This window comes from Yersinia vastinensis, from assembly GCF_044905075.1.
Taxonomy (GTDB): Bacteria; Pseudomonadota; Gammaproteobacteria; order Enterobacterales; family Enterobacteriaceae; genus Yersinia; species Yersinia vastinensis.
The window spans coordinates 428,055-445,503 of sequence record NZ_CP173260.1 but is presented as its reverse complement, the minus strand read 5'-3'; the positions used below and the strand labels follow the sequence as shown (position 1 = coordinate 445,503).

The following is a 17,449-nucleotide window of genomic DNA, read 5'->3' as shown; positions in this document are numbered from 1 at the left end:
GTCTCTTCTCCAGATCAGAATTTTATGGGTTATTATCTTTCGCGACTTCAAAATGCACTGACAGTAAATAAGCTTCCTCAATGGGTAAATTGGCAAACTTATCGACCACTTGTTGCGCCATGTTCATCGAATGAGCTGAAATCTCATCAAATAATGATTTATCCACTTCAGGTAATGGCTCACCCGTTATTGAGCGCAGCACCATGGCCCGAATATGTGATGTCAACATTTGCTGTTGTACGGCATTGGTGAAAATATTTTCGGCATTTAACATCGCGGTAATTTCAGTTAATACCCGCTCGGTGATGATAATGGCCTCTTCCATTCCAGGGTTCTCGGCTGCATTCAATGCGGCTACATCATTCACGCTGGCAATCCTCTATTCCTTGCTGCTACAACTTTCTGACTGCAAAGATAAGTTCGGTAATTTATCTGTCGTCCCTTGCCTCTGCGCTATGACATCACCCTACCTGCTAGTGGAATAGGTGTGTAGCGGCATTTTTTCCAGTTCAAAGTGGAAATGTCATGTGTCAGTGGGATCGCTTTCGCAAAATACCCATGTTAGATAGCTAACTTAATCATTAACAACAAAATAACTTTTATATAAATGTTCCGTGAAAGCCCGCAGTGGAAAAAAGTTCGTGATCCGGATCTCTTTCTTTTCTAGCCGGAAGCGCCTAATATCAGATTAATATTAAGCTATTTTCTAACACCCCCGCTCCTATGGCGCGGGGGTGTTGTTTTTATGTTTTGCTGAAATTGAATTGGAGAGTGGTATGACCAAGCCAACCATCACGATTAACGAGCTGGATGCTGAACGTTTGGATGCGTTACTGGCGCAACCGGCCTTTGCCGGTTCTGTGGTCGCAACAGCGCTCAATGAAGAACTGGATCGGGCAGAAATCCTGCCACCTAACGCCATTCCGGCGGATGTAGTGACAATGAACAGCCGCGTGCGTTTTCGCGATCTAAACAGTCAGGAAGAACACACACGTACGTTGGTCTACCCTGCGTCGCTGAAAGACAGCAACGAGCAACTCTCCGTCATGGCACCCTTAGGCGCTGCATTGCTCGGATTGCACGTCAATGACGAGATCAGTTGGAAATTGCCGGGTGGGGATGAAGCCCGCATTATCGTTCTGGAACTGTTATATCAGCCGGAAGCTGCTGGCGAATATCACCGATAAGTCATAAGTAGGAGAGTCACACTCCTATTGATAACCAAGCTAAAAGAGGGTAATCGCGCTTGCTATTACCCTTGATGGCTGGACAGCATTGAAATTAGCGGTATTTCTTATGGTAGGTATCGCGGGTGACTTTAAAGCCCTGCGCCGCTTTTTTAGCCTCATCCAGTTTGCCTTGATCCGCTAACGCTTTCGCCTGATCAATTTCGCCAATCAACAGATCCAAGCCGTGACGAAAGTCTTTCACCTCTGCACTGCCTTCTCCCAGACTTTTTAACTTCGTTGGGATACCTTTCTGCGCGTCCAAAGCAGCCGCACGCATCGCAGCTAAACCTTTATTCATCACATCAGTGGAGTCGGCTTTGAGCACCTTGCCATAATTCTCAGCAATAGTGTCCATGTTATCTGCCACGCTGGCCGCCAGCGCTACAGTACTGGCGCTGAGTAATACTGCTGCCATTAATGCCATCATTTTCTTACCCATGCTCACACTCCTTCCTTATATACCCTTGGTCTTCGACGTTGGGTAACGTTATTGTTATCAGATTATTAGTACATTGCTCATACTTAACATAGGCAATGGACGGCAAAACTGACAACGATTTTTTATTACCATTTGAAAAAAGCAGGAATTGTGAAAATAAGTCAAAGAAGTGAGCGGCTATACACCCGCTATCTTTCAAGACACGGAGTGGTGGGCTACCATCATTCACCCAATTCATTGGGTGAATGAAATTATCGTCACCTGCAACTCGAAACCTATTACGTATAGATAGGCAATAAGCAGCAATTTTTTCTCTGTTCTCCGCGATTAAAATAACACCCCATTGAGTCGTATCAGGATGCTTACTCCCGATTTTATCTTCTGGGATGCTAGTACCATTATAAGAAATTCGATCGCCGCTATAGGGGTAAAACCCACCCACTTCAGAATCCAATATAAATACGGCCAACTTATCTGACCCCCGTGCAATTTTCTGCCACGGCGCCTGACCAGCTTCATATTGTTGATTGTCGCTCATTAAAATTACGCCGCACTTGAGCACGAAAACTTCATAAAATAGTGCGCAAGCCCTGATCACGTTCTTCTCACTCAACCGCCCGTATTTCTACCGGCGGTATATGGAACGAGAATATAACAGGAGGGTTATTATTCGCCTGCAATCTTCATAGCAGGTAATAAAATAGAGCCACATTGAATGTTACTGCGGGTTTCAATATCACTGCCAATGCTGACGATATTGCGCAGCATATCTTTCAGGTTACCGGCGATGGTTATTTCACTCACCGGATACTGAATTTCACCGTTTTCAACCCAGAAACCGGCCGCGCCACGCGAATAATCACCAGTCACGGTGCTCACCCCTTGGCCCATCAGCTCAGTGACCACCAAGCCTTTGTCGAGCTGCTTGAGCATACCCGCAAAATCTTGCCCTTGACCGGCAATACGCCAGTTATGGATTCCACCGGTGTGCCCGGTACTTTGTAGCCCCAATTTTCGGGCCGAATAACTGGTCAGCAGGTAAGTTTGCAGCACCCCATCCTTCACGATTTCTCGCTGTACAGTGCGCACACCTTCACTGTCAAATGGCGTTGAGGCCAAGCCACGCAGTAGATGTGGATGTTCTTCGATAGTCAGCCACTCTGGTAGAATTTGCTTGCCGAGGTGGTCAAGCAGGAAAGTGGACTTACGGTAGATATTGCCGCCGCTGATAGCCGAAACCAAGTGACCGAACAGACCGGTGGCAACTTCGGCGGCAAACAAAACTGGCGACTGCATGGTCGGTAATTTACGTGGTGACAAGCGGGACAAGGTACGACGAGCGCACTCTTCACCCACCCATTCCGGGCTGGCTAAATCTTCCATACGCCGGCCAATGGTGTAAGCATAATCTCGCTCCATATCACCATTGTGTTCAGCAATGACACTGCTAGAGAGTGAATGGCGGCTTGAGCAGTAGCTTTGCAGCATACCGTGGCTATTACCAAAGACCTTAATGCCATAGTGGCTGTTAAAACTGCCGCCTTCCGTGTTGGTAATCCGCTTATCTGCCTGTAATGCCGCTTGCTCTGCACGCGCAGCCAGCAAAATGCCCTGTTCGGCATCCAAATCGCTCGGATGGAATAAATCCAAATCGGGAGCATCGAAAGCCAACAATGATTCTTCAGCCGGGCCTGCATAAGGATCGGGTGAGGTATAGCGGGCAATATCCAGTGCCGCCTGAACCGTCCGAGCGACCGCATCTGGATTGAGGTCTGTGGTGGAGGCGCTGCCTTTGCGTTGCTGGTGATAAACAGTAATCCCCAGCGCACCATCGCTGTTGAATTCCACGTTTTCCACTTCACCAAAGCGAGTGCTGACACTGATTCCGGTGGTTTTGCTTACGGCAACTTCGGCCGCATCAGAACCCGCGCGGGCCAATTCCAAAGCCTGTGCAACTGCTTGTTCCAGCGTTTTACGCTGTTGTGCAACTTGAGTGACTACTTTCATCAGTCTGCCATAATTAATGAGATAATCGTTCAGGAAAGTGTCGTAATACGACGACTTACACGGATAAAATAGAGGATTCCATAGTTCTGAGTCTATCAGAGATCTTTGTACAATTTCGCAGAAAGCCAACAACCTGCTACGATTAGCCTCTTTTTAAGGAATTTGACCATGAACAAACAGCCCGAAGACTGGCTAGATGAAGTCCCAGAAGATAAAAACGACGATGATGATGAGATTATCTGGGTCAGTAAAAGTGAAATTAAACGTGACGCCGAAGCGCTGAAAGACTTGGGCACCGAGCTGGTTGAGCTAGGTAAAAATGCACTAGAGAAGATCCCATTGGATGAGGATCTGCTCGCGGCTATTGAGCTGGCGCAGAAAATCAAGAAAGAAGGCCGCCGCCGCCAAATTCAGTTAATTGGTAAAATGCTGCGTGCTCGTGATGTGGAACCGATTCAAACAGCATTGGATAAGTTGAAAAACCGCCATAACCAACAAGTTTCGCTGTTCCATAAACTGGAAACACTGCGCGACCGTTTGGTTGAAGAAGGTGATGATGCCATTCCAACCGTACTGGAATTGTATCCAGATGCGGATCGCCAGCAACTGCGTAGTTTGGTGCGTAATGCACAAAAAGAGAAAGCCGCTAACAAGCCGCCGAAATCATTCCGCCAGATCTTCCAGTACCTGCGTGAATTGGCAGAGAAGCAGCAGTAATCGGGCGGGGCCGGGTTTAACTCGGCTCCCGACTCAATAAAGTTCTCATCAGGCAATATTAAATCGTAAGCTACCTGCCAGCTCTTCTTCTGCCTCTTCCAACAACAGCACAATGGCCCCAAAACGGCGTTTCCGGCGGTGATTGAAATGGATAAATTCAATCTCTACCGGTAAAGCTATCTCGCCGGTCACCACATCCCACAACGCATCCAGATTGGCACCAAAACCTTCGTTCAGCGCAAACTGTTGAGAAAATGCGCGGTAAAATGCAGGAAGATCAGGTATATGGTCAAAATCGAATACCACTTTTACCATCTTCTTACTCCATCCGAATGAAATGCTTATAGTGATCCTGAGTCAGGTAAATCAGGCCATCATTGGAGTAAAGCAAACGATCAGTCCCACGATGCCCACAACGGTAATTGACATCTGCTTCACGCCAATTGCGGCCTTTAGCTTCAGGCAATTGGCGCTCACGGTTAGAAAATCTATCCCCACCAATCGCTCTCCCCGGCAAGACTTTGCACAAATTGCCTTCTTTGGGATTCCAACCCTTTTCACGCGCTTGCTGCTTGGTAATGTAAAAATCAGGTAGGCGATGATGTGCCTGCAAGTATTTTACGACTTGCTTGTGCTGGGTAAGTTGCTCAATAGAAACAGGAGCCGATGGCCGTGGGCGCTCCAAATCCGGCGACTGGCCAATATCACGAGCGGTGACACCATCAAAGCCTTGAAATGCTGCCACAGCCAGCAGCAATACCGCGCCCAGAATAGTGATAAGTCGTTTATTCATGGTTCTCCTTAACCCTTAGGCTTTCCATTACGGTTGTGCTGCTCATTGCGATAACCTACGTCGTATCGTCTGATTTATAAATTACCCAGATGCAGAGTTTTAACTTCCATAAACTCATCCAAACCCAGCACTGAACCTTCACGGCCAAGACCAGATTCTTTCACACCGCCAAACGGTGCCAGTTCGGTAGAGACCGAGCTTTCATTGACACCAATCATACCGCTTTCCAGTGCATCTGAAACTCGGAATACCCGTTGTAAGTTCTGAGTATAGAAGTAAGCCGCCAATCCGAATGGAGTGTTATTCGCCCGTTGAATGACTTCATCTTCTGTCTTGAAACGAAAACAAGCTGCCAGCGGGCCAAATGTCTCTTCTGAAGCCACTTTCATTTGCTCTGTTGCATCAGCAATCACCGTCGGTTGGAAGAAATTCCCTCCCAGTTCATGACGGCCACCACCAGCTAGCAACCGGCCACCTTTCTCAAGCGCATCTTTCACGTGGTCTTCCACTTTTTCAAGACCCGCAAGGTTGATTAGTGGCCCCATATTGACGTCTTTATCCATGCCATTGCCGACTTTCAGTTTTTTAACTTCAGCAGCCAGGCGGTTAACAAACTCGTCGTAAATACCATCCTGAATATAGAAGCGGTTGACGCAAACACACACCTGCCCAGCATTGCGGAATTTACACGCCATAGCACCGGCAACTGCGGCATCCAAATCTGCATCATCAAACACGATATAAGGCGCGTTTCCACCCAGTTCCATAGAGATTTTCTTCATGGTAGCGGCGGCATTACGCATCAAGGTTTTACCGACTTCAGTCGAGCCGGTAAAGGAGATTTTACGTACTTCAGGGCTGGCCATGATGGCGTCGCTGATAGCATGGGTATCGCCCGCCACACCATTAAGAACACCCGAAGGTACACCGGCCTGTTCTGCCAATGCCAGCAACGCAAAGGCGGATAACGGCGTATTGTTCGCAGGTTTAATCAAACCGGTACAACCGGCTGCCAACGCGGGCCCCAATTTACGGGTGAGCATCGCCAGTGGAAAGTTCCAAGGGGTGATGGCAGCCACGACACCAACCGGCTCGCGGGTTGCCAGAATGCGGGCACCTTCTTTGGCGGGTGGAATGATTTCACCGTTGGCACGTTTAGCTTGCTCACTAAACCATTGAATAAAGCTGGCGGCATAGGCGACTTCGCCTAAAGCTTCTTTCAATGGTTTACCTTGCTCAGACACCATCAGCTCTGCTAATGATTGCTGGTGCTCCATTATCAATAGATACCAACGTTGTAAAATCTCGGCACGCTGTTTGGCTGGGGTTTTACGCCAAGCGGGGAATGCTTCGCTAGCCGCTTTAATGGCAGCTTCTGTTTCCGCTCGGCCGGACTTCGCCACTTTCGCCACCAATGCACCCGTGGCGGGATTATGGACATCAAAAGTATCCTGCGCCTGATGCCAAGCACCGCCGACAAAATAGCCGATATGGTAAACACCGTCGCTGTGTTGCTGAGATTGTAATGGATTGCGTAATGAGTTTTGTGCTGACATCTTGTCGACCTCCTGAGGGAAATGATGCCCCCCATCAATGGAGGGCGAGGAAGGATGGTTCCAGATTTAGTATAGCCCTTGAGAAAGCGATGGGAACAACTTAGCGCCCTTCAGCCCGCGATTATATCAGCGCACTCTGATAACGGTGTAGCATATCCGCCAGCCGTTTCACCGGACGAGTAACGGAATCAGGAGACTGATAATCAATTAGTTTTTGTTGATATTGGTCCAGTTCCTGCAACAGCCGGGCGAAGTAATAGCGCCGCTTCTGCGAATTTTTCGCATTAATTACTCTATCAGCGGTGTAGCGAATTTGCTTATGGAAAGCACTCAATTCCGCATTCTCCGGAATCTCGGTGCCATGGAGTCGTTGATGGGCGATGATTAACGTTAATGCCAATCGGTACTTATCAATATCACCGGGGAACATCATCAATAACTGATTGAGTTGCTGATATAAAGCCGGTAAATGATTTTCACTGCGCCGAGCTTTATTGGTCGTCAGGGCAGATACAGCGCTGTAAACAAAGCGATTTAGTAACGTTCTACCGGTTCTGTCCTTGGCATTGTCGCGTATCAGCAGCAACACAATCAGAGACACGAAGCAGCCGACAATTTGGCCTAATGCGCTATCGAGGAATAGGCTGACATTAAATTCCATCGGGTTACTCAGCACCATAATATTGATGGTACTGGCTAACGTCCCAAGAGATCCCAACCGCCGCTTCTGCACTTCAATACCAATAATAAAGGCCAGCAGCCCTAAACTGATACACAGCAGCAACATGCTCTGCTGAGTCGCGGGAATGATAAACATAAAATACAGCGCCCCAATAGGCAGCGCCATAACCACCCCCAGCAAGAAATCTATCGCCACCATTCGCGGATTAGGGGTGCGCATTGCCAGCGAGGTGACCACCGCAATCATCACCATACAACCAGCACCAGAAGTCCAGCCTGTCCACAGCCAAAACAGCCCACCAATTGCGGTAGCAATCCCTGTGCGCAGGCCGTTAATCATCGCGTGATGGCCTTCGGCTGAAACATGTTTAACCGGCACGTCTCCGGCCAGAATATCCTCTTCTATCCGGCTGATGCTGCTGTTGGTATGAATCCCTTTCGACAGTAATAAATAGCGGGTTGCGGCCCCTACCCAACTGCTAATGGTATGGGGAATCGTCTCACTGTGGCTGGCACCAATAAATTGGCGCAGTTTTTTCATCCGCTGATGAATCTCTGTCGGTGTTTGTGCCGGTTCGCTCAGCAGAGCTTTTAATTCAGCAGTTAATATATCGGGGTGATTGACAAGCACCAGATAGGTTTCACACGCCTGGGTTATCAGTGCCAATGACTCGGTATGCAACACCCGTAAACGGCGATTACACCGCTGCCAGCGGGATGACTCCATCATCAAGTAACTGCGCATCCCATTAAGGGCGGTGGTATTTTTGACTAAATCATTCCATGCGCGATCGATATCTGTTTTTTCTGCTTGATGTATACACAGTTGCAAAAGTTTGTATTGATCCACCAAAACCTTGTCGACCAAACGATCAATATCTTGCTTGATAGATCGTGGTGAAAACAGCAGGTCAGCCATGACCGCACAAACGATCCCCAGCACTATCTCACTACAACGCTCTACCGCAAATTGAGGAGTAAGGAGTGGCGTTTCACCGGTTGTCACAATGATGATCAGTGCGGTATACCCAGCCAAACCAAAGGCATAGGAGTTTTCAACGCGCACCAATGATGAGATCCAAGTGCAGACCCCAGCCCATAGACAGCAAAGCATCAGAGTCAACACTGGCGCTCTGATGGTCAGAACAATGATAATCAGACCGCCAATACAACCGATAAATGTCCCGATAATACGCAGCCAGCCACGGTGGCGAATGGCGCCAGAGAACGGTTCACCACCCGCCGCAAACGCTGGACCAGCAGCAACTATCGCCGCGGTTAACACTGACCAACGTGGCGTTTCCAATTGCAAATGAAAGCCCAAAAACAGCGCTGCCACAATGGCAAAACTGAGCTTGAAAGCAAAGCGCAGGCGGATAAAGGTCGGGCTACTCATCTTAGCCAAACTCGCGCAGACGATGCATCAACTTAACAATGGGTGATGCCTGATTCGGATCGCGATCATTCGAGCCAGTGATAACCACAGTGGCGGTAGTCCCTGCTGGATAAGGGTGCTGCTGATCCTCATCATCCAGCCGAATTTTTACCGGCACACGTTGTGCCAGACGTACCCATTCCAAATTATTATCAATGGTTGCCAACCCTTTACTATCAACACTACTGCTGCTATTCGTGACCCCCGCCGAGATACTGTCGACGGTGCCATGCAAAATACGGTTACTACCAAGCGGCGTAATTTCTGCCCTATGCCCCGGTTTTACGCCTTCCAGCTTGGTTTCTTCCAAATAGGCTAAGATATAGAAAGTGTCTTTTTTGACCAGAGCCACCGCCGTGGCTCCCCGGTTAATAAACTCTCCAGCATGGACATTCAGGTTGGTCACCCAACCTTCCGCGGGAGCACGCACGATGGTACGTTCCAGGTCAAGTTTAGCTAAATCGCGCACCGCGATTGCTTTTGCCAGTTGATGACGAACGGTTTGCAGCACATTACTGGATTGGTCAATCTCCTCTTGGGACAGTGCCTGAACCCCCAAACGTTGGCGTCGACCCGATTCGCGCTGTTTCTCAGCTGCCAATGTTTGGTAATAGGCAACATCGGCTTGCGCTTCGGCCAATGCCTGTTCATAGCGCGGTTGGTCGATGACAAATAGAATTTGGCCTTTCTGCACCAGTTGGTTGTCTTTGACGGGAACATCCGTCAGTAGCCCGCTGACGTCCGGTGCAATAGCAACGACATCTGCGGTAAATTTTGCATCACGGGTCCAAGGCGACTCAGTGTAAAAGGCCCAAACCTTGAAAATAGCAACGATAGCCAGTAAAACCACCAATAAGGTGATGCCGATGCGGATTATTTTTAATAAAAAAGTACTCACGGCGACCTCAGGAAAAAAGACGAGATATTAAATAGAAAAGACAACCATACAGTGCGGTATTAAAGAGTGCCGGGTGCCAGACAAACTCGTAAATACCTGTAGGTTGCAACACACGACGCAAGGCAAAAAAAAGTGCCAGAGAGAGAAGCAGCTCAACAAATATCGGTGGAAAAGAGAGGCCAAAAATCACCATCACCGGAAGCAAACTCATTCTTTAAATCCTCTCTGTTATACACTTGAGTGAATAATCTTATCGTTAGCTGAAAGACTTCCAACCACAACAACCACAGCTAAAAGCAGCAGCTATTAGACTGACTTATAGGTTAAACTTGATTGATTAGTATGACTGCGACTTGGACGAGGCGAGGTAACACTTCGGCTACGCGGCTTTCAAACTTCGGATTATTCTCCCGACAGCAGTATATTAGCCTGCTTATTATCAAGTTATCTACAATGTGTGATCTAAATCACTTTTAAGCCAGAGTTAACAATCCACATAGAGCAAACAATGGAAAGATTAAAACGCATGTCAGTGTTTGCCAAAGTCGTTGAGTGCGGCTCCTTTACGGGGGCGGCACGGCAGCTGGCAATGAGTGTTTCGTCGATAAGCCAGACGGTATCAAAACTGGAAACAGAGCTGAATGTTAAGTTGCTTAACCGCAGTACACGGCGTATTGGTTTGACCGAAGCGGGCCGAATTTATTATCAGGGTTGCCGACGAATGTTGCAGGAGGTGCAGGAAGTCCATGAACAGCTCTATGCATTTAACAACACGCCGACGGGAACATTACGAATTGGCTGCTCATCAACGATGGCACAAAACGTACTCGCCACCATGACCGCTGAGATGCTGAAAGAATATCCCGGGCTTTCTGTTAATTTGGTGACGGGAATACCGGCACCTGATCTGATTGCTGATGGGTTGGATGTGGTTATTCGTGTCGGGGCTTTACAAGACTCAGGGCTATTTTCCCGCCGCCTTGGCTCAATGCCAATGGTAGTATGTGCTGCTAAAAGCTATTTGGCACAGCACGGCACGCCAGAAAAACCGAGTGACATGACTAACTTTTCGTGGCTGGAATACAGTGTCAGACCAGACAGTAATTTTGAATTAATTGCACCGGAAGGTATTACCACACAGATATCCCCGCAGGGCCGTTTTGTGACCAACGACTCTCAAACCATGATCCGTTGGCTCAACGCTGGTGCGGGTATTGCCTATGCACCCTTAATGTGGGTCATTGAGGAGATCAAACGTGGTGAAGTGGAAGTTCTTTTCAAAAAATACCATTCTGACCCACGCCCGGTTTATGCACTGTATACCGAGAAAGACAAAATGCCATTGAAAGTCCAAGTCTGTATCGACTATTTAACGGAGTATTTTAAACGGGTTGCTGAGGTCTATCAGGGTTACCGATAAATTCAACGTACTTATTTGGTGCTCAGTTAGGACTAAACTGAGCACCAAAATGCTGAATCTCTTCTTACGCTGTGCCACCTACGGTCAGGTTATCCAGTTTCAGAGTGGGCTGACCGACACCCACAGGCAGACTTTGACCTTCTTTGCCACAAACACCGACACCTTTATCCAGCGCCAGATCGTTACCGACCATAGAAATCTGCTGCATAGCTTCAATACCAGAGCCAATCAAAGTTGCCCCTTTTACCGCGCTAGTAATTTTGCCTTTCTCGATTAAGTAAGCCTCCGAAGTGGAGAAGACAAACTTACCGGAGGTAATATCCACCTGACCACCACCAAAGTTCGGTGCGTAAAGGCCATATTCCACACTAGCGATTATCTCTTCAGGTGTTGATTTACCCGCTAACATATAGGTATTGGTCATGCGCGGCATCGGTAAATGTGCATAAGACTCACGGCGACCATTACCGGTCGGCGCAACACCCATCAAGCGAGCATTGAGTTTATCCTGCATATAGCCTTTCAGAATACCATTCTCAATCAGCACGTTGTACTGGCCTGGCACCCCTTCATCGTCAATGGCTAATGAGCCTCGGCGACCTTGCATGGTGCCGTCATCCACCACCGTACATAATTCTGAAGCCACCAACTTGCCCATTTGCCCACTGAATACGGAACTGCCACGACGATTGAAATCACCCTCCAACCCGTGTCCCACCGCTTCGTGCAGCAGCACGCCCGGCCAACCTGCACCCAGCACCACCGGCATCGCACCCGCAGGAGCTGCAATGGCGGACAGATTAACTAATGCCATTCTGACAGCTTCATGAGCAAAATTATCGGCGCGCACTTCACCATCAACAATTTCCAAGAAGTAGTCATAACCAAAACGACCACCGCCGCCGCTCGCGCCGCGCTCACGCTTGCCATTCTCTTCAACCAGAACACTGACAGACAGGCGCACCAGTGGACGGACATCTGCCGCCAAAGTACCGTCAGTGGCTGCCACCAAAATCTGCTCATAAACCCCCGTCAGACTGGCGCTCACTTCTTGCACCCGCTTATCAGCAGCACGAGCGACTTTGTCGACTCTATGCAACAAGGCGATTTTGTCTTCCCGAGAGAGACTTTGCAGTGGGTCGAGCAAAGGGTAAAGCGCCCGATGGGAGATTTCGCCCAAGGTGTGCACTTTACCGTTGCCAGTGTCGCGCACAATACTGCGCGCGGCGTGGGCACTTTGCTGCAAGGCATTCAGGGTGATTTGGTCTGCATAGGCAAAACCGGTTTTTTCCCCGCTAACCGCACGCACCCCCACACCCTGATCAATATTGTAAGAGCCATCTTTAATGATGCTGTCTTCCAACACCCAGGCCTCATGGTAGCTGGACTGGAAATACAGGTCAGCATAATCGAGGCGGCGCTCGGCCAACTGCCCCAATACTGAGAACAAGTCCTGATGGTTCAGCTTGTTAGCAGCGAGTAACTGCTCACTGACAAACGAGAGGCTCATAGTTTTCACTCTTTATTTAGATGATTATCATGAATTAGATGATAGCTTATTCGATAGCGGCACCAGCGACGACTGGAAGCGATTATGCTGCAATACCGGCATCTGATGACGAATCGTTTTCAATCCTGTGGTACCGATTTTGACTTTTAAAGCCGAAACCGCATCGGGGTTCTGCCCAATAATTTTACCCCAGGCATCAACCGCCATGGTATGGCCCCAAGTCCGGCGGGTAGCGCCGTGACGCCCCACCTGTGCGGCGGCCAATATCACACACTGATTTTCAATTGCTCGTGCGCGCAATAAAATCTCCCAATGCGCTTCACCGGTGACTTTGGTAAAGGCCGAAGGAACAGAAATAATCTCAGCCCCCTGCGCCCGCAAGGCTTGGAACAAGCCGGGGAAACGCAAGTCATAGCAAATTGTCATGCCAAGACGCCCTACCGGGGTATCCACCACCGTCAATTGCTGCCCCGGCTGGTAGGTATCTGACTCTCGGTAGTGGCCATGAAGATCGTTGATATCCACATCAAACATGTGAATTTTATCGTAGCGTGCTTTAAGCTCGCCCTGATCATCGAAAAGCAAGCTACTGGTGGTAATAAGATCCGGAGACTCACGGCTTATCAACGGCATTGATCCTACCTGAATCCACACGCCATATTTACGCGCCATCTCACGGACTTCCTGCTGCAATGGCCCGTCATTGTGCTGCTCTGCATGGTGACGATAGGAGGCAGCATTGGCAAATAGCAATGCATTTTCCGGCGTCATCACCAGTTGAATACCTGAGTTTAACTGTTTGATCTGCTGCTCAATTTGAGCCAGATTATCACGGGTATTTTCACCGCTGCATAACTGTAATAATGCGACATTGGCATTTTTCATGGCGCCTTACTCTCCTTTAGCTGGCGTAATACTTCATGGATGGCCGGTTGATCCAAGCTACCGGTAATTTGATAGCGAATCAGCGAGACCTTGCTCCATAACGGCCCTAAAATCTTGGAGGCCGCAAATACCGCAGCCCCCACCACCGGGTTAATCGCAAAGGCGGTTGCGACACCGACAGTGGCTGAAATTTCTGGAGTGATGACCGCTTCCATGGCTATCTGGCGCTTAACCAAATCAACATTTCCGCTCATGGCAATATCGGCCGCCAACCCATCAATCACTAAATCATTAGTATGCATCACACCGTTTTTGATATTGGCGGTGCCTCGAATAGAATCAAACGCGAAGTCACGACTAAACGTATCACTAAAATCAAGTTGGAGTTTACGTAATAATGCGTCAAAGCTTACCAGACGCAATAACTGGCCCGCTCGCCCTCCGCCCATATCCGTCAGTAGCCCTCGACCCAATCGGCTTTTTATCGTCCCATTCAGGGTATTAATTTGTGGTTGCCATGGAACCCCGCGCCAACTGATGTCTGCACTGATATCAAATGGCGCATCCTTTATCGGCGTCATCAAACCAAAGAATGAATTAGTTTCATCTATTTTGGGTCCACTCAGAGCAATGTTAAGCGACGTTTTATCGCCTAAACTGTCTTGCTGCCACTGCCCCGAAATTTTAGCTCGACCATTACCCGCTTCAATAAGCCCGTTAGAGAGCGTCAGAACCGAGCCTTTAGGCACTAAATCCGCATTCACCCGTCCGATACTCTGCCCTAAAACCCAACACTCTTTGCAGCGCAGTTGCAGGGCTGGCCAGTCATGAAACGATAATGCGCTAGGGCTTTGTGGCTCCTGCAACGCCGCTTTCGCTAATGGATCATTCTTTTCGTTTCCTGCCCATTGCGGATTGTAATAAAGATAATCAATATCAGCATGCCATGGTCCGCTTTCCGCCATTAACAAACTGCCATTCACTTCTTGACCTTTTGCCGTGACTTTGGTGCCCGCCAGCAATGGCTCTAGCTGCAATGTCAGGTCATGCCAAGCTTGGCCACCAATCAAGAGTTGTGGTGTTTGTAATATCAACCGCTGAGGGAGAATGACATTGGATTTGCTCCCTTGCATTTTGGGTTGAGCAGAGGAGGTAAAAGAGGCATTTGCGGCGGAAAACTCAGGTGCCAGTAAAGCCAACCAGCGTTCACCATCAAGATTAGGCAACTTGAGCACTAACCCTTTTTCATCAGGCAGTGGCGGTGTTTTTTTGCTATCGGTTTGCCAGATAGCACGAGCCAGTTCCACCTGATCCTTTTGCAGCAACCATTGGCTATTAAATCTATTGTTACCACCCGCGCTCCCCGACAGAATAAAGCTGTCCAGCCCGCCGACGGCCTTAACCTGTAATGGCAACGATTGACCGCTGGCTTTATCTAGCGGCGGAGGTAAGTGACTGCTCACTTTTTTAAGATCAGCCGTGACATCAATTTTATAATCTGGCTGACCATTTTTAGGTAACTGCACTGCAACTTTGCCTTGCCAGTTCGCGCTACCACTGAGTAATTTCGCCACATCATCCGGTACACCTGGTAATTTGGCCGGCAGCCAGTCCCCTTGTAGGCCAACATTGACCAAAAAGTTCTTAGGTTGCTCTTCAGTTGTGAAATCCACACTCAGTGGCTGCCCGAACCAGTTAGCGGATAACGTATCGCTGTCCAAATTGCCGTCATTGAAACGGAATTTACCGCTGATATTCTCCAACTGGCTTTGCAGTGGTTTAACCAACAGGCTGTTATTCTTCAAGGTCACTTCACCGCTGGCATGGGTGATGCGGTTCTCCTCAAGGGGAATATCTAGGTGTAAGCGCCCACTAACCGCTCCTCCGACCTGAAGTTCTTCAAGCGTTTGAGCCACAGAATCATTAAGAGGGGTGTGGGTGAAGTAGTCATGAACATCGCGCCCTTCACCGGCAACCTCGGCATCGACATACAGTTTTTCTTTCAGATAATCGGGAATAATCGCACGGATATTGCTGCCGGTAACGTTACCCAGCATGGCATGAGGCGCATTCATCCACAGACCTTCATTAAGGAAATCGAGATCGATCGCTAAATTCTCTAATGCAGGCCAATCTGGCTGAAACGCGAAGGTCGCATTACGCAACGGGACATAGACTTGGAATTGGCCCTCTTTATGTTGATAAGGGAAATAATGCGGGTTGCCGTTATAAATCAGCGTAGCATTATCCACCTGCCCGCCCTGTAACGATTGGGTCAGGTAGTCGGCCAATTTCTTGCCCATTAATGGAACCGGGAAGTAGCGCCAAGCATCGGTTGCATCATACAGACGAATACCTGTCAGAATCTTAAGCCATGGTTGCCCTTTATTCGGCTGCATATAACGGAAACTGCCATTGCCCCACAAGGATTTTGCCCTAATATCTAGCTGATCGCTCCACAACTCCCAACCATTATCATCGGCCTGCCAATTCACGATACCACTGGCCTTGCTGACCTCTAATGGGGCGCGGAACATGTCACCGTAAGGTAATGTGCTGTTGTTAAGATTGATATCCAACCGCCCAAGCTCGGCAGTCCCACTCAGCGCACCAGCAAAATTATTCACTCCCGGAAGCAAATCCCAGTGCTGCCAACTGATATCGTGCCATTTAGCTTGGAAACGCGTTCTTTGTGGTTGGCTGATCGGGATATCTAATGCCAGCGCGTCCACGATCCCTTGTGGTTGTAAATCCGCCCAGCGCTTCATGAGTTCAGGGGTAAAAAGGGAGACTGTCGGCAATAACGGTCCGACACGTTCGAGCTGAATATTAGCAGCGCGAATACGTAATTCTTGAGATTGGTCTGGGCCAATAAATTGAGTATTTTCAGGTAACCACAACGCAGACAGACGCCCTTTCGGCCACGCTTGCCCGTCAGTTTTGAGACTCAATTCTGGTGCATCAATTTGCCAACCACGGCCTTGACGATGGCCTTCCAGAACAAAATTATCCACCGCGAGCTGATGAGATTGCTCACCGACCGTCCAATTGGCTTGCCCCTGACTGAGCAGAACATTGCCGCTGTAGATTTCGCCACTTTTAATGCTCAACCACGCTGCCAGACTAAATTCGGCACTGTCTAACCCGGTATTATTGTGTAACCAGCGGCTAATCCAAGGTTTCAGGTCGATATTATCGGCCTGCATATAAACAGTGCCATTATTTAAAATACCCTGATTATCATGCAGATCCATCCGCACCATCACGACACCATGCTGACCATTAATGGTCGAAAGGCTAATTTGCCCTTCCGCTCGATGCCGGCTGGGGGAGTTGAGCCATGTCAGTTGCGGGATCTCTAATTCGGCACGCGGGCCTGATGGCGTGAGAAATGAAATACGGCTGTTGCGCAGATCGAAATGGTCTAATTGGCGCAGGAAGATATCAGTAATCGTGCTGGCTTCAAGGCTACTGCTGCTGTTCTGCTGCCGATCCAATGTGGTGTGCAAATCTAGCTGCAACTGATAGAACGTCATATCGCGGAACTGCCAGCGCCGATGCAGTAGGGATTGCCAAACATCCAGCGCAAGAGTTACCCGTTGCACCTGCCAATCGGCTTTCGGCAATGTCGCTCGAATATCACGCAACTCCAACGTCGGGCCAAAGGTTTCCCACGTCCCTTGCATGAATCCCACTTCCAGTGGGATACCGCTGATGGACTGAACCTTAGCCACGATTTGTGTACGATAGTCGTTGATGTGAGGCAGCATCATGCGTAGCCCACTGACTAACAGTGCCACCACAACAATAATTGTGGCGCCTGTCGCAAACATTATCCTGGGCAGTCGCCTCACACTTCTCTCCTTGCCATCCCTGTAA

The 17,449-nt window shown here is 48.9% G+C and carries 15 protein-coding genes and 1 pseudogene; 3 read left to right on the top strand and 13 right to left on the bottom strand.

What is annotated here, in order from left to right; all coding sequences use genetic code 11:
• Positions 1 to 22: 22 nt before the first annotated feature.
• Complete coding sequence (locus ACIOG0_RS01940) at positions 23 to 367, bottom strand: glycine dehydrogenase (RefSeq protein WP_050100600.1); 345 nt, start codon at positions 365 to 367, stop codon at positions 23 to 25.
• A 409-nt stretch (positions 368 to 776) separates the two neighbouring features.
• Between ACIOG0_RS01940 and rnk the strand changes: the two genes are divergently transcribed.
• The gene (gene rnk, locus ACIOG0_RS01935) at positions 777 to 1,187 is read left to right on the top strand and encodes a nucleoside diphosphate kinase regulator (protein WP_050100757.1); all 411 of its coding nucleotides are present in this window, start codon (positions 777 to 779) and stop codon (positions 1,185 to 1,187) included.
• A gap of 94 nt (positions 1,188 to 1,281) precedes the next feature.
• Here rnk and cybC read toward each other — a convergent pair whose 3' ends face one another.
• The 3 genes and pseudogenes from cybC to pmbA all read right to left on the bottom strand — a co-directional run bounded on the left by cybC (position 1,282) and on the right by pmbA (position 3,675).
• Positions 1,282 to 1,668, bottom strand: coding sequence for a cytochrome b562 (cybC, locus tag ACIOG0_RS01930; protein ID WP_050100599.1), 387 nt, complete (start codon positions 1,666 to 1,668; stop codon positions 1,282 to 1,284).
• Between the two features lie 292 nt (positions 1,669 to 1,960).
• Positions 1,961 to 2,248 (bottom strand): annotated as a pseudogene (locus ACIOG0_RS01925) (hypothetical protein); the annotation flags it as partial.
• A gap of 86 nt (positions 2,249 to 2,334) precedes the next feature.
• Complete coding sequence (pmbA, locus tag ACIOG0_RS01920; protein ID WP_128451182.1) at positions 2,335 to 3,675, bottom strand: metalloprotease PmbA; 1,341 nt, start codon at positions 3,673 to 3,675, stop codon at positions 2,335 to 2,337.
• Between the two features lie 168 nt (positions 3,676 to 3,843).
• Here pmbA and yjgA point away from each other — a divergent pair, with 168 nt between their 5' ends.
• The gene (gene yjgA, locus ACIOG0_RS01915) at positions 3,844 to 4,392 is read left to right on the top strand and encodes a ribosome biogenesis factor YjgA (protein WP_050100592.1); all 549 of its coding nucleotides are present in this window, start codon (positions 3,844 to 3,846) and stop codon (positions 4,390 to 4,392) included.
• Positions 4,393 to 4,440: 48 nt separating this feature from the next.
• Here the strand turns inward: yjgA and ACIOG0_RS01910 are convergent, their stop codons facing one another.
• The 6 genes from ACIOG0_RS01910 to aaeX form a co-directional block, all read right to left on the bottom strand.
• On the bottom strand, positions 4,441 to 4,707 hold the full coding sequence (locus ACIOG0_RS01910) for a barstar family protein (protein WP_032911556.1): 267 nt from the start codon (positions 4,705 to 4,707) through the stop codon (positions 4,441 to 4,443).
• A 4-nt stretch (positions 4,708 to 4,711) separates the two neighbouring features.
• On the bottom strand, positions 4,712 to 5,185 hold the full coding sequence (locus tag ACIOG0_RS01905) for a ribonuclease (RefSeq protein ID WP_164908332.1): 474 nt from the start codon (positions 5,183 to 5,185) through the stop codon (positions 4,712 to 4,714).
• Between the two features lie 74 nt (positions 5,186 to 5,259).
• A complete protein-coding gene (locus ACIOG0_RS01900; RefSeq protein ID WP_128451181.1) occupies positions 5,260 to 6,741 on the bottom strand; it encodes an NAD-dependent succinate-semialdehyde dehydrogenase in 1,482 nt (493 codons plus the stop codon).
• Positions 6,742 to 6,862: 121 nt separating this feature from the next.
• Positions 6,863 to 8,818: a p-hydroxybenzoic acid efflux pump subunit AaeB gene (gene aaeB / locus ACIOG0_RS01895; protein WP_050295998.1), complete on the bottom strand. Its 1,956-nt coding sequence runs from the start codon at positions 8,816 to 8,818 to the stop codon at positions 6,863 to 6,865.
• Between the two features lies 1 nt (position 8,819).
• Positions 8,820 to 9,755, bottom strand: a complete 936-nt coding sequence (gene aaeA, locus ACIOG0_RS01890) for a p-hydroxybenzoic acid efflux pump subunit AaeA (RefSeq protein ID WP_050100583.1) — start codon at positions 9,753 to 9,755, stop codon at positions 8,820 to 8,822.
• A 7-nt stretch (positions 9,756 to 9,762) separates the two neighbouring features.
• A complete protein-coding gene (aaeX, locus tag ACIOG0_RS01885) occupies positions 9,763 to 9,966 on the bottom strand; it encodes a p-hydroxybenzoic acid efflux pump operon protein AaeX (protein WP_050100582.1) in 204 nt (67 codons plus the stop codon).
• A 297-nt stretch (positions 9,967 to 10,263) separates the two neighbouring features.
• On the opposite strand from aaeX, the gene aaeR reads away from it, so the two are divergent.
• The gene (gene aaeR / locus ACIOG0_RS01880) at positions 10,264 to 11,175 is read left to right on the top strand and encodes an HTH-type transcriptional activator AaeR (RefSeq protein ID WP_050100580.1); all 912 of its coding nucleotides are present in this window, start codon (positions 10,264 to 10,266) and stop codon (positions 11,173 to 11,175) included.
• A gap of 64 nt (positions 11,176 to 11,239) precedes the next feature.
• Here aaeR and tldD read toward each other — a convergent pair whose 3' ends face one another.
• Genes tldD through yhdP form a run of 3 tightly spaced genes read right to left on the bottom strand, consistent with a single transcriptional unit; the run spans position 11,240 to position 17,424 of the window.
• Positions 11,240 to 12,685: a metalloprotease TldD gene (gene tldD / locus ACIOG0_RS01875; protein ID WP_050100577.1), complete on the bottom strand. Its 1,446-nt coding sequence runs from the start codon at positions 12,683 to 12,685 to the stop codon at positions 11,240 to 11,242.
• 27 nt (positions 12,686 to 12,712) lie between these two features.
• Positions 12,713 to 13,570 (bottom strand): deaminated glutathione amidase, encoded by an 858-nt coding sequence (gene nit1 / locus ACIOG0_RS01870; RefSeq protein ID WP_050100574.1) that lies wholly within the window; start codon positions 13,568 to 13,570, stop codon positions 12,713 to 12,715.
• A complete protein-coding gene (gene yhdP, locus ACIOG0_RS01865) occupies positions 13,567 to 17,424 on the bottom strand; it encodes an AsmA2 domain-containing protein YhdP (RefSeq protein ID WP_128451180.1) in 3,858 nt (1,285 codons plus the stop codon). Before yhdP ends, nit1 begins: the two co-directional genes overlap by 4 nt.
• Between the last annotated feature and the right edge of the window lie 25 nt (positions 17,425 to 17,449).